This is a genomic window from Rahnella sp. WP5 (assembly GCF_000745615.1).
In the GTDB taxonomy this organism is placed as follows: Bacteria; Pseudomonadota; Gammaproteobacteria; order Enterobacterales; family Enterobacteriaceae; genus Rahnella; species Rahnella aceris.
Genome location: NZ_JQJR01000025.1, coordinates 1 through 13,396 on the forward strand (window position 1 = coordinate 1; position 13,396 = coordinate 13,396).

Below are 13,396 nucleotides of genomic sequence, written 5' to 3' on the forward strand. Positions count from 1 at the left end.
TCCTGGTTGTTGCTGCAACTGACGGCCCTATGCCTCAGACTCGTGAGCACATCCTGCTGGGTCGCCAGGTTGGCGTTCCATACATGATCGTGTTCATGAACAAATGCGACATGGTAGATGACGAAGAGCTGCTGGAACTGGTAGAAATGGAAGTTCGTGAACTTCTGTCTGCTTACGAATTCCCAGGCGACGACATCCCGGTCATCAAAGGTTCAGCGCTGAAAGCACTGGAAGGCGATGCCACTTGGGAAGCGAAAATCATCGAACTGGCAGAAGCACTGGACAGCTACATTCCATTGCCAGAGCGTGCTATCGATAAGCCATTCCTGCTGCCAATCGAAGACGTATTCTCCATCTCCGGCCGTGGTACAGTTGTTACCGGTCGTGTAGAGCGCGGTATCGTTAAAGTGGGCGAAGAAGTTGAAATCGTCGGTATCAAGGACACTGTTAAGTCTACTTGTACGGGCGTTGAAATGTTCCGCAAACTGCTGGACGAAGGCCGTGCTGGTGAGAACGTTGGTGTTCTGCTGCGTGGTATCAAACGTGAAGATATCGAACGTGGTCAGGTTCTGGCTAAACCAGGTTCAATCAAACCACACACCAAGTTTGATTCCGAAGTGTACATCCTGAGCAAAGATGAAGGTGGTCGTCATACTCCATTCTTCAAAGGCTACCGTCCACAGTTCTACTTCCGTACAACTGACGTGACCGGTACTATCGAACTGCCAGAAGGCGTTGAGATGGTTATGCCTGGTGACAACGTGAACATGGTTGTTACCCTGATCCACCCAATCGCGATGGATGACGGTCTGCGTTTCGCAATCCGTGAAGGCGGCCGTACTGTAGGTGCTGGTGTTGTTGCTAAAGTTATCGCTTAATCGCTGATAGTTTTTTGTCACTATTCGTTGACGTAATACACACTAAAAGGGCATCATTCGATGCCCTTTTTTCTACGCTGTGGCGCTAGAACCTATCTCATCAGCGATTTATACGTCATAATCACTGGTGAGATAGGCTCTGAGATATAGCGTAAAACACCGAATTGCGCTCAAGTAGAGCATCGATCGGTTTGGTTTGCCTCGCAATGCGAGGCAAAGTTGTTTGTTCTGAATCATTGTGACGGGTTGGTTTATGAGTGCGAATACCGAGGCTCAAGGGAGCGGGCGCGGCCTGGAAGCGGTAAAGTGGCTGATTGTTGCCGTTTTGTTGGTTGTAGCTATTGTCGGTAACTATTATTACCGTGCATACAGCCTGCCGTTACGCGCGTTAGCCGTAGTTGTTATTATCGCAATTGCAGGCGCAGTGGCTTTACTGACCACTAAAGGCAAAGCGACGGTCGCGTTTGCTCGTGAAGCGCGTACTGAAGTACGTAAAGTCATTTGGCCAACGCGCCAGGAAACATTGCATACCACACTGATCGTTGCTGCGGTAACTGCCGTTATGTCACTGATTCTGTGGGGGCTGGATGGTATTTTAGTCCGCCTGGTATCTTTCATTACTGGCTTGAGGTTCTAATGTCTGAAGCACCTAAAAAACGTTGGTACGTCGTTCAGGCGTTTTCTGGCTTTGAAGGCCGCGTAGCACAATCGCTGCGTGAGCACATCAAATTACATGACATGGAAGAACTGTTTGGTGAAGTCATGGTTCCAACCGAAGAAGTGGTTGAGATTCGTGGTGGCCTGCGCCGTAAAAGCGAACGTAAATTCTTCCCAGGTTATGTGCTGGTACAGATGGTGATGAATGACGCCAGCTGGCACTTAGTTCGCAGCGTTCCTCGTGTTATGGGCTTCATTGGCGGAACGTCAGATCGTCCTGCACCAATCAGCGATAAAGAAGTTGATGCGATCATGAATCGCCTGCAACAAGTGGGTGATAAACCACGTCCTAAAACGTTGTTCGAACCAGGTGAACTGGTACGTGTTAATGACGGTCCGTTTGCGGACTTCAATGGTGTGGTCGAAGAAGTTGATTACGAGAAAAGTCGCCTGAAAGTGTCTGTTTCCATTTTTGGCCGTGCAACACCGGTTGAACTGGACTTCGGTCAGGTTGAAAAAGGCTAACAACAACGTTCTAAACATTCATTAGAACAGATGTTGTACAAGGCGCGAAATTGAACTATAATTTCGCGCCTTTTGTTTTTATGTGCAGCCTCTGCACGTAAAGAACCAAGTTCTGTAAATAACGGGGAGCCTCTTCAAACAGGCGATATCACCCAAACGAGGATATTTACCATGGCCAAGAAAGTACAAGCCTACGTTAAGCTGCAAGTTGCAGCCGGTATGGCAAACCCAAGTCCGCCAGTTGGTCCAGCTCTGGGTCAACAAGGCGTGAACATCATGGAATTCTGTAAGGCGTTCAATGCTAAGACTGATAGCATGGAAAAAGGCCTGCCAATTCCTGTTGTTATTACTGTTTATTCTGACCGTTCTTTCACCTTTGTTACCAAAACCCCTCCTGCAGCAGTACTGCTGAAGAAAGCGGCTGGTATCAAGTCTGGTTCCGGCAAGCCGAACAAAGACAAAGTGGGTAAAGTAACGAGTGCTCAGGTTCGTGAAATCGCAGAAACCAAAGCTGCGGACATGACTGGTTCTGACGTTGAAGCGATGACTCGCTCCATCGAAGGTACTGCTCGTTCCATGGGCCTGGTAGTGGAGGATTAATAAATGGCTAAGCTGACCAAGCGCATGCGCGTGATCCGTGACAAAGTTGATGCTACTAAACAGTATGACATCACCGAAGCCGTTGCTCTGCTCAAAGAGCTGGCCACTGCTAAATTCGTAGAAAGCGTTGACGTTGCTGTTAACCTCGGCATCGACGCTCGTAAATCAGATCAAAACGTTCGCGGCGCAACCGTACTGCCACACGGCACCGGTCGTTCTGTTCGCGTTGCCGTCTTCACCCAAGGTGCAAACGCTGAAGCTGCTAAAGCTGCAGGCGCTGAACTGGTAGGTATGGAAGATCTGGCTGACCTGATCAAAAAAGGCGAAATGAACTTCGACGTTGTTATCGCATCGCCAGATGCAATGCGCGTTGTTGGCCAATTAGGTCAGGTTCTGGGCCCACGCGGTCTGATGCCTAACCCGAAAGTTGGTACTGTAACACCTAACGTTGCTGAAGCGGTTAAGAACGCTAAAGCAGGCCAGGTTCGTTACCGTAACGACAAAAACGGCATCATCCATACCACTATCGGTAAGGTTGATTTCGAATCCGACAAGCTGAAAGAAAACCTGGAAGCTCTGTTGGTCGCTCTGAAAAAAGCGAAGCCTTCCCAGGCTAAAGGCGTTTTCATCAAGAAAGTAAGTCTGTCCACTACCATGGGTGCGGGTCTTTCTGTTGATCAAAGCGGCCTGAGCGCAACAGTTAGCTAATTAACTGCTGACGTTTATCGCTTTACGCGGGCGATAGATTTGTCTAGAATCTATGGCCCGTTGTTTCGTTAATGCGAAACCAAGATTTTTCGGTTGGAGTCTGGCCTATCCAGACCTCCGTCCAAGACCGCAGGTGTCCTGAAAGGGGCTTAATCCTTCCTGCGTAGACGGTGACAGAGCCTGAAGAAAATATTTCTTTGTCTTTTTTATAAAGAATTAAGATTTGTCTTTGCTGGATTCTCTGCTCACCGTGTTTGAACGCTTATTATCGATTCTCGATGACAAGTGATGTGAGTTCCGGGGGTTTTCCCCGGCTAAATCCAGGAGCAAAAAGCTAATGGCATTAAATCTTCAAGACAAACAAGCGATTGTTGCTGAAGTCATCGAAGTAGCCAAAGGCGCGCTGTCTGCGGTTGTTGCGGATTCTCGTGGCGTAACTGTAGATAAAATGACTGAACTGCGTAAAGCAGGTCGTGAAGCTGGCGTTTACATGCGTGTTGTTCGCAACACCTTGATGCGTCGCGTCGTAGAAGGTACTCAGTTTGAGTGCCTGAAAGACACGTTTGTCGGTCCAACCTTGATTGCATTCTCTACTGAACACCCAGGCGCTGCTGCCCGTTTGTTCAAAGATTTCGCTAAAGCGAATGCAAAATTTGAGGTTAAAGCTGCGGCCTTTGAAGGTGAGTTTATCTCTGCGGCTCAAATTGACCGCTTGGCAACTCTGCCTACTTACGAAGAAGCAATCGCACGCCTGATGGCAACCATGAAAGAAGCCTCTGCAGGCAAATTGGTTCGCACTCTGGCTGCTGTACGCGATCAGAAAGAAGCTGCTTAATCAGCCTTTTTTATCTCGTTCATTTGCTTACGTATAAACTATTTCTGAATTCTAGGAACACTTGAAATGTCAATCACTAAAGAACAAATCATTGAAGGCGTTGCAGCTCTGTCTGTAATGGAAATCGTTGAACTGATCTCCGCTATGGAAGAAAAATTCGGCGTTTCTGCTGCTGCTGCTGTTGCAGGTCCTGCTGCTGCTGCTGAAGCTGTTGAAGAAAAAACTGAGTTCGACGTTGTTCTGGCCGCTGTTGGCGCGAACAAAGTTGCAGTTATCAAAGCTGTTCGCACCGCGACTGGCCTGGGTCTGAAAGAAGCGAAAGACCTGGTTGAGTCTGCTCCAGCAGCTCTGAAAGAAGGCATCAGCAAAGACGACGCTGAAGCTCTGAAAAAATCTCTGGAAGAAGCTGGTGCTTCTGTTGAAGTTAAGTAAGTTTAACTTCCCGGAGTGCAGCCTGTCCTAACAGGCTGATGGCTGGTGACTTTTTAGTCACCAGCCTTTTTGCGCTATAGAGTGTCAGTGGTGTTTCACACTGTTTGAGCACTGAACTACTCTAATATCTCTTTCTATAGACGCCTTAATATATTGTTGCCTCTTGCTGTAGCTCATCTACAGATAACGCACAACGAAATGATTTAAGAGTGGTAGAAAACAGATATTGCGGGAAGCGTTTCTGCTTTCCGGTCGACATAAACGGTGTTGCATGAACTGTCCTTCTCAGGGCAGACAAGATTGGGTCACTGATCAGCGAGCTGAGGAACCCTATGGTTTACTCCTATACCGAGAAAAAACGCATTCGTAAGGATTTTGGTAAACGTCCACAAGTTTTGGACATTCCATATCTCCTTTCTATCCAGCTTGACTCGTTCCAGAAGTTTATCGAGCAAGATCCGGAAGGCCAGTACGGTCTGGAAGCTGCATTCCGTTCTGTATTCCCTATCAAGAGCTACAGCGGTAACTCTGAGCTGCAATACGTTAGCTACCGTCTTGGTGAGCCTGTATTCGACGTTAAAGAATGCCAGATCCGTGGTGTGACGTTCTCCGCGCCACTGCGCGTAAAACTGCGCCTGGTAATCTACGAACGTGAAGCACCAGAAGGTACGGTCAAAGACATCAAGGAACAAGAAGTCTATATGGGCGAAATTCCGCTCATGACCGAAAATGGTACCTTTGTGATCAACGGTACTGAGAGGGTTATCGTATCTCAGCTGCACCGTAGTCCGGGCGTATTCTTCGACAGCGATAAGGGTAAAACCCACTCTTCGGGTAAAGTGCTTTATAACGCGCGTATCATCCCTTACCGCGGTTCATGGTTAGATTTCGAGTTTGACCCGAAAGACAACCTGTTTGTACGTATTGACCGTCGCCGTAAATTGCCTGCGACCATCATTCTGCGTGCATTAAATTACACGACTGAACAGATCCTTGACCTGTTCTTTGACAAGGTGACTTACCAGATCCGCGACAACAAGTTGCAGATGGAACTGGTACCTGAGCGCCTGCGTGGTGAAACAGCTTCCTTTGATATCGAAGCTGACGGCAAAGTCTATGTAGAAAAAGGCCGCCGCATCACAGCCCGTCATATTCGTCAGCTTGAAAAAGACGAAATTCAGCGCATCGAAGTTCCTGTTGAATACATCGCAGGGAAAGTGGTCTCTAAAGACTACATCGACACCAATACCGGTGAGCTGATCGTCCCGGCTAACATGGAATTGTCTCTGGACCTGCTTGCTAAACTGAGCCAGTCCGGTCACAAAACCATTGAAACGCTGTTCACCAACGACCTCGATCATGGCGCGTACATGTCCGAGACCATTCGCGTCGACCCAACCAGCGATCGCCTGAGCGCACTGGTTGAGATCTACCGAATGATGCGTCCTGGTGAGCCACCAACGCGTGAAGCGGCGGAAAGCCTGTTTGAGAACCTGTTCTTCTCTGAAGATCGTTACGACCTGTCTGCTGTAGGTCGTATGAAGTTCAACCGTTCTCTGTTGCGTGATGAAATCGAAGGTTCAGGTATCCTGAGCAAAGACGACATCATTCAGGTAATGAAAAAGCTGATCGGCATTCGTAACGGCCAGGGCGAAGTGGATGATATCGACCACTTGGGCAACCGTCGTATTCGTTCCGTCGGCGAAATGGCTGAAAACCAATTCCGTGTTGGTCTGGTTCGTGTTGAGCGTGCTGTTAAAGAGCGTCTGTCTCTGGGCGACCTCGACACACTGATGCCTCAGGATATGATCAACGCTAAGCCGATCTCGGCTGCGGTGAAAGAATTCTTCGGCTCAAGCCAGTTGTCACAATTTATGGACCAGAACAACCCGTTGTCTGAGATCACGCACAAGCGTCGTATCTCTGCATTGGGCCCGGGCGGTTTGACCCGTGAACGTGCTGGCTTTGAAGTTCGAGACGTACACCCGACTCACTACGGTCGCGTATGTCCAATCGAAACGCCAGAAGGTCCAAACATCGGTCTGATCAACTCCTTGTCTGTCTATGCGCAGACCAATGAGTACGGTTTCCTGGAAACCCCTTACCGTCGCGTGCGTGATGGTCTGGTGACTGATGAAATCAACTATCTGTCTGCCATTGAAGAAGGCAACTTCGTAATCGCTCAGGCGAACTCCAACCTGGACGAAGAAGGGCGCTTCATTGAAGACCTGGTCACTTGTCGTAGCAAAGGCGAATCAAGCCTCTTCAGCCGCGATCAGGTTGACTACATGGACGTTTCCACCCAACAGGTTGTATCCGTTGGTGCTTCATTGATTCCATTCCTGGAACACGATGACGCCAACCGTGCATTGATGGGTGCGAACATGCAACGTCAGGCAGTTCCGACTCTGCGCGCTGATAAGCCGCTGGTAGGTACTGGTATGGAACGTGCTGTAGCAGTTGACTCCGGTGTGACTGCCGTAGCCAAACGTGGCGGTATTGTTCAGTACGTGGATGCATCCCGTATCGTTATTCGTGTTAACGAAGAAGAGATGTACCCGGGCGAAGCAGGTATCGACATTTATAACCTGACCAAATACACCCGTTCTAACCAGAACACCTGCATCAACCAGATGCCGTGTGTGAATCTGGGCGAGCCAATCGAGCGCGGCGACGTGCTGGCAGATGGTCCGTCTACAGATCTTGGCGAACTGGCTCTGGGTCAGAACATGCGTGTCGCGTTCATGCCTTGGAACGGTTACAACTTCGAAGACTCCATCTTGGTCTCCGAACGTGTTGTGCAGGAAGACCGCTTCACGACCATCCATATCCAGGAACTGGCATGTGTGTCCCGTGACACCAAGTTAGGGCCTGAAGAGATCACCGCTGACATCCCTAACGTGGGTGAAGCTGCGCTCTCCAAACTGGATGAATCCGGTATCGTTTATATCGGTGCTGAAGTGACCGGTGGTGACATTCTGGTGGGTAAGGTAACGCCTAAAGGCGAAACCCAACTGACGCCGGAAGAGAAACTGCTGCGTGCGATCTTCGGTGAGAAAGCGTCTGACGTTAAAGACTCTTCTCTGCGTGTACCAAACGGCGTGTCCGGTACGGTTATCGACGTGCAAGTCTTCACCCGCGATGGCGTGGAAAAAGACAAGCGTGCGTTGGAAATCGAAGAGATGCAGCTGAAGCAGGCGAAGAAAGACCTGACTGAAGAACTGCAGATCCTGGAAGCCGGTCTGTTTGCACGTATCCAGTCTGCGCTGGTTGCTGGCGGTGTTGAAGCTGACAAGCTGGGCAAATTGCCTCGCGATCGTTGGTTAGAACTGTCACTGACTGACGAAGACAAACAGAATCAGTTGGAACAGCTTGCTGAACAGTACGACGAACTGAAATCCGAGTTTGAGAAAAAACTCGAAGCTAAGCGTCGTAAAATCACTCAGGGCGATGATCTGGCACCAGGTGTGCTGAAAATCGTTAAAGTGTATTTGGCCGTTAAACGTCAAATCCAGCCGGGTGACAAAATGGCAGGCCGCCACGGTAACAAAGGTGTTATCTCCAAGATCAACCCGATCGAAGATATGCCTTACGATGAAAACGGGACTCCTGTTGATATCGTACTGAACCCGCTGGGCGTTCCATCACGTATGAACATTGGTCAGATTTTGGAAACCCACCTGGGTATGGCCGCGAAAGGTATTGGTGAAAAAATCAATGCCATGCTGAAGAAACAGGAAGAAGTTTCTAAGCTGCGCGAGTTCATCCAGCGTGCCTATGATCTGGGCGACGACGTACGTCAGAAAGTGGATCTGACCACCTTTACCGATGACGAAGTATTGCGTCTGGCTGAGAACCTGAAAAAAGGTATGCCAATCGCGACACCAGTCTTCGACGGTGCGAAAGAGACAGAGATCAAGCAACTGCTTGAAATGGGCGGAATCCCAACCTCTGGTCAGATCACACTGTTTGACGGCCGTACCGGCGAGCAATTCGAGCGTCAGGTTACCGTCGGCTACATGTACATGCTGAAACTGAACCACCTTGTTGACGATAAGATGCACGCGCGTTCTACCGGTTCTTACAGCCTTGTTACTCAGCAGCCGCTGGGTGGTAAAGCTCAGTTCGGTGGTCAGCGCTTCGGTGAGATGGAAGTGTGGGCACTGGAAGCATATGGTGCCGCATATACCCTGCAGGAAATGCTGACTGTTAAGTCCGATGACGTGAATGGCCGTACTAAGATGTATAAAAACATCGTAGATGGCGATCATCGTATGGAACCAGGCATGCCGGAATCCTTCAACGTACTGTTGAAAGAAATCCGTTCTCTGGGTATCAACATCGAGCTGGAAGACGAGTAAGTACTCGAATTCGCACTGATCACAGGGGCACCTGCCTGTTAATCAATACAGACCAGGTGCCTAACAGGTCTAACCCGACGGGAGCCAATCCGTGAAAGACTTACTAAAGTTTCTGAAAGCGCAAACTAAGACCGAAGAGTTTGATGCGATCAAAATTGCTCTGGCATCGCCAGACATGATCCGTTCTTGGTCTTTTGGTGAAGTTAAGAAGCCAGAAACCATTAACTACCGTACGTTCAAACCAGAACGTGACGGCCTTTTCTGTGCCCGTATTTTCGGACCAGTAAAAGACTACGAATGCCTGTGCGGTAAGTACAAGCGTTTAAAACATCGCGGCGTGATCTGCGAGAAGTGCGGCGTTGAAGTGACCCAGACTAAAGTACGCCGTGAGCGTATGGGCCACATCGAACTGGCTTCCCCGACTGCACACATCTGGTTCCTGAAATCGCTGCCATCGCGCATCGGTTTGCTGCTGGATATGCCACTGCGTGACATCGAACGTGTTCTGTACTTCGAATCCTATGTGGTTATCGAAGGCGGCATGACTAACCTCGAAAAACGCCAGATCCTGACTGAAGAGCAGTATCTGGATGCGTTGGAAGAGTTTGGTGATGAGTTCGACGCGAAGATGGGTGCGGAAGCAATTCAGGCTCTGTTGAAAAACATGGACCTGGAAGCAGAGTGCGAGCAACTGCGTGAAGAGTTGAACGAAACCAACTCCGAAACCAAACGTAAGAAGCTGACCAAGCGTATCAAGCTGCTGGAAGCGTTCGTTCAGTCTGGTAACAAACCAGAGTGGATGATCCTGACTGTGCTGCCGGTACTGCCGCCAGACTTGCGTCCATTGGTTCCGTTGGACGGCGGCCGTTTCGCAACGTCAGATCTGAACGATCTGTATCGTCGCGTTATCAACCGTAACAACCGTCTGAAACGCCTGCTGGATCTGGCTGCGCCAGACATCATCGTACGTAACGAAAAACGTATGCTGCAAGAAGCGGTAGATGCTTTGCTGGATAACGGCCGTCGCGGTCGTGCAATCACCGGCTCTAACAAGCGTCCGCTGAAATCTCTGGCAGACATGATTAAAGGTAAACAGGGTCGTTTCCGTCAGAACCTGCTGGGTAAACGTGTCGACTACTCGGGTCGTTCCGTTATCACCGTAGGTCCATACCTGCGTCTGCACCAGTGTGGTCTGCCGAAGAAAATGGCACTGGAACTGTTCAAACCGTTCATTTACGGCAAGCTGGAACTGCGTGGCCTGGCCACCACCATCAAAGCCGCTAAGAAAATGGTTGAGCGCGAAGAAGCTGTCGTTTGGGATATCCTGGACGAAGTTATCCGCGAACACCCGGTACTGCTGAACCGTGCACCAACCCTGCACCGTTTGGGTATCCAGGCGTTTGAACCGGTTCTGATCGAAGGTAAAGCAATCCAGCTGCACCCGCTGGTTTGTGCGGCATATAACGCCGACTTCGATGGTGACCAGATGGCTGTTCACGTACCGTTGACGCTGGAAGCCCAGCTGGAAGCGCGTGCGTTGATGATGTCTACCAACAACATCCTGTCACCTGCGAACGGCGAGCCAATCATCGTTCCTTCTCAGGACGTTGTATTGGGTCTGTACTATATGACCCGTGACTGTGTTAACGCCAAAGGCGAAGGCATGGTTCTGACCGGTCCTAAAGAAGCTGAGCGTATTTATCGCGGCGGTCTGGCCTCTCTGCATGCGCGTGTCAAAGTGCGTATCACCGAAGAGATCAAAAATACCGAAGGCGAAGTTACGCACAAGACGTCGATTATCGACACGACTGTCGGTCGCGCCATCCTGTGGATGATCGTGCCAAAAGGTCTGCCGTTCTCGATTGTCAACCAGCCTCTGGGCAAAAAAGCTATCTCCAAAATGCTGAACACCTGTTACCGCATTTTGGGCCTGAAGCCGACCGTTATTTTTGCTGACCAGATCATGTACACCGGTTTTGCTTACGCTGCCCGTTCAGGCGCGTCAGTAGGTATCGATGACATGGTAATCCCTGCGAAGAAAGCAGAGATCATCGAAGAAGCAGAAACCGAAGTTGCTGAAATCCAGGAACAGTTCCAGTCTGGTCTGGTCACTGCTGGCGAACGCTATAACAAAGTGATCGACATCTGGGCTGCGGCCAACGAACGTGTTGCTAAGGCAATGATGGAAAACTTGTCTGTTGAAGACGTCGTCAACCGTGACGGTGTTGTTGAACAGCAGGTTTCCTTCAACAGTATCTTTATGATGGCCGACTCCGGTGCGCGTGGTTCTGCTGCACAGATTCGTCAGCTGGCTGGTATGCGTGGCCTGATGGCGAAACCAGATGGTTCCATCATTGAAACGCCAATCACCGCGAACTTCCGTGAAGGTCTGAACGTACTCCAGTACTTCATCTCTACTCACGGTGCTCGTAAAGGTTTGGCGGATACCGCACTGAAAACGGCTAACTCCGGTTATCTGACCCGTCGTCTGGTTGACGTGGCACAGGATCTGGTCGTGACCGAAGACGACTGTGGTACTCACGAAGGCATCATGATGACTCCTGTCATCGAAGGTGGCGACGTTAAAGAACCACTGCGCGAACGTGTGCTGGGTCGTGTGACTGCAGAAGATATCCTCAAGCCGGGTACGGCGGATATCCTGGTTCCACGTAACACCCTGCTTCACGAGAAGACGTGTGATCTGTTAGAAGAGAACTCTGTCGACAGTGTGAAAGTACGTTCAGTCGTAAGTTGCGAAACCGACTTTGGTGTGTGTGCAAACTGCTACGGTCGCGACCTGGCACGTGGTCACATCATCAACAAAGGTGAAGCGATCGGTGTTATTGCAGCACAGTCCATCGGTGAGCCGGGTACCCAGCTGACGATGCGTACGTTCCACATCGGTGGTGCGGCATCTCGTGCGGCAGCAGAATCCAGCATTCAGGTTAAGAACACCGGTACCATTAAGCTGAGCAACCACAAGCATGTTAGCAACTCTAACGGCAAACTGGTTATCACTTCCCGTAACACTGAGCTGAAATTGATCGACGAATTCGGTCGTACCAAAGAAAGCTATAAAGTGCCTTACGGTTCCGTGATGGGCAAAGGTGATGGCGCATCTGTTAACGGCGGCGAAACCGTGGCTAACTGGGATCCGCATACCATGCCAGTTATCAGTGAAGTGAGTGGTTTCATTCGCTTTGCCGATATGGTGGATACTCAGACCATCACACGCCAGACCGACGACCTGACCGGTTTGTCTTCTCTGGTGGTTCTGGACTCTGCAGAGCGTACCGGTAGCGGTAAAGACCTGCGTCCTGCACTGAAAATCGTTGATGCTAAAGGCGACGACGTATTGATCCCAGGTACTGATATGCCTGCTCAATACTTCCTGCCTGGTAAAGCGATTGTTCAGCTGGAAGATGGTACTCAGATCCACTCTGGTGACACCCTGGCGCGTATTCCTCAGGAATCCGGCGGTACCAAGGACATCACCGGTGGTCTGCCACGCGTTGCTGATCTGTTCGAAGCACGTCGTCCGAAAGAGCCTGCAATCCTTGCTGAAATCAGCGGGATCATCTCCTTCGGTAAAGAAACCAAAGGCAAACGTCGTCTGGTAATTTCTCCGTTGGATGGCAGCGATGCTTACGAAGAAATGATTCCTAAATGGCGTCAGCTGAACGTGTTCGAAGGCGAAGTTGTGGAACGTGGTGACGTCGTATCTGACGGCCCTGAGTCTCCGCACGACATTCTGCGCTTACGTGGTGTTCACGCGGTTACCCGCTACATCACCAACGAAGTGCAGGAAGTTTACCGTCTGCAAGGCGTTAAGATTAACGATAAACACATCGAAGTTATCGTTCGTCAGATGTTGCGTAAAGGCACCATCGTTAGCGCTGGTGGCACTGACTTCCTGGAAGGCGAGCAGGCAGAAATGTCTCGCGTTAAAATCGCTAACCGCCAGCTGGAAGCTGAAGGCAAAATCACGGCGACCTTTACCCGTGATCTGCTCGGTATCACCAAAGCCTCTTTGGCGACCGAATCCTTCATCTCTGCAGCGTCGTTCCAGGAAACCACGCGCGTTCTTACCGAAGCCGCTGTTGCGGGTAAACGTGATGAACTGCGTGGCCTGAAAGAGAACGTTATCGTTGGCCGTCTGATCCCAGCCGGTACCGGTTACGCTTATCACCAGGATCGTGCACGCCGTAAAGCACAAGGCGAAGTGCCAGTTGTACCGCAAGTCAGCGCGGATGAAGCAACGGCTAACCTGGCTGAACTGCTGAACGCAGGTTTCGGTAACAGCGACGATTAATCGTCTTCTGTCGAAACGCATAGAACCGCTCCTTCGGGAGCGGTTTTTTTTTGCCTGAAGTGTGCGAGTTGAAACGATCTGAAAAGAG

The 13,396-nt window shown here is 50.2% G+C and carries 9 protein-coding genes; all 9 read left to right on the forward strand.

The features are described 5' to 3' along the window. Positions 1–878: elongation factor Tu (tuf, locus tag EX31_RS16745; protein WP_037035711.1), on the forward strand; the 878-nt coding region annotated here is incomplete at its 5' end. Positions 879–1,131: 253 nt separating this feature from the next. After that, positions 1,132–1,515 carry a preprotein translocase subunit SecE gene (gene secE / locus EX31_RS16750; protein WP_013577415.1) on the forward strand — a complete coding sequence of 128 codons (384 nt, stop codon included), beginning with the start codon at positions 1,132–1,134 and terminating at the stop codon, positions 1,513–1,515. Continuing rightward, positions 1,515–2,060: a transcription termination/antitermination protein NusG gene (gene nusG / locus EX31_RS16755; protein ID WP_013577414.1), complete on the forward strand. Its 546-nt coding sequence runs from the start codon at positions 1,515–1,517 to the stop codon at positions 2,058–2,060. Before secE ends, nusG begins: the two co-directional genes overlap by 1 nt. 171 nt (positions 2,061–2,231) lie before the next feature. Then, complete coding sequence (rplK, locus tag EX31_RS16760; RefSeq protein ID WP_013577413.1) at positions 2,232–2,660, forward strand: 50S ribosomal protein L11; 429 nt, start codon at positions 2,232–2,234, stop codon at positions 2,658–2,660. A 3-nt stretch (positions 2,661–2,663) separates the two neighbouring features. Further along, the gene (gene rplA, locus EX31_RS16765) at positions 2,664–3,368 is read left to right on the forward strand and encodes a 50S ribosomal protein L1 (protein WP_013577412.1); all 705 of its coding nucleotides are present in this window, start codon (positions 2,664–2,666) and stop codon (positions 3,366–3,368) included. Between the two features lie 337 nt (positions 3,369–3,705). Further along, the gene (rplJ, locus tag EX31_RS16770) at positions 3,706–4,203 is read left to right on the forward strand and encodes a 50S ribosomal protein L10 (protein ID WP_013577411.1); all 498 of its coding nucleotides are present in this window, start codon (positions 3,706–3,708) and stop codon (positions 4,201–4,203) included. 66 nt (positions 4,204–4,269) lie between these two features. Next, positions 4,270–4,635, forward strand: coding sequence for a 50S ribosomal protein L7/L12 (gene rplL, locus EX31_RS16775; RefSeq protein ID WP_013577410.1), 366 nt, complete (start codon positions 4,270–4,272; stop codon positions 4,633–4,635). Between the two features lie 332 nt (positions 4,636–4,967). Next, positions 4,968–8,996, forward strand: coding sequence for a DNA-directed RNA polymerase subunit beta (rpoB, locus tag EX31_RS16780; RefSeq protein WP_013577409.1), 4,029 nt, complete (start codon positions 4,968–4,970; stop codon positions 8,994–8,996). Between the two features lie 91 nt (positions 8,997–9,087). After that, positions 9,088–13,308 (forward strand): DNA-directed RNA polymerase subunit beta', encoded by a 4,221-nt coding sequence (rpoC, locus tag EX31_RS16785; RefSeq protein WP_013577408.1) that lies wholly within the window; start codon positions 9,088–9,090, stop codon positions 13,306–13,308. Positions 13,309–13,396 lie beyond the last annotated feature (88 nt).

Excerpts from the sequence above, each read along its gene's own strand:
- secE (WP_013577415.1), top strand. The coding sequence starts at position 1,132 with ATGAGTGCGAATACCGAGGCTCAAGGGAGCGGGCGCGGCCTGGAAGCG.
- nusG (WP_013577414.1), top strand. The coding sequence starts at position 1,515 with ATGTCTGAAGCACCTAAAAAACGTTGGTACGTCGTTCAGGCGTTTTCT.
- rplK (WP_013577413.1), top strand. The coding sequence starts at position 2,232 with ATGGCCAAGAAAGTACAAGCCTACGTTAAGCTGCAAGTTGCAGCCGGT.
- rplA (WP_013577412.1), top strand. The coding sequence starts at position 2,664 with ATGGCTAAGCTGACCAAGCGCATGCGCGTGATCCGTGACAAAGTTGAT.
- rplJ (WP_013577411.1), top strand. The coding sequence starts at position 3,706 with ATGGCATTAAATCTTCAAGACAAACAAGCGATTGTTGCTGAAGTCATC.
- rplL (WP_013577410.1), top strand. The coding sequence starts at position 4,270 with ATGTCAATCACTAAAGAACAAATCATTGAAGGCGTTGCAGCTCTGTCT.
- rpoB (WP_013577409.1), top strand. The coding sequence starts at position 4,968 with ATGGTTTACTCCTATACCGAGAAAAAACGCATTCGTAAGGATTTTGGT.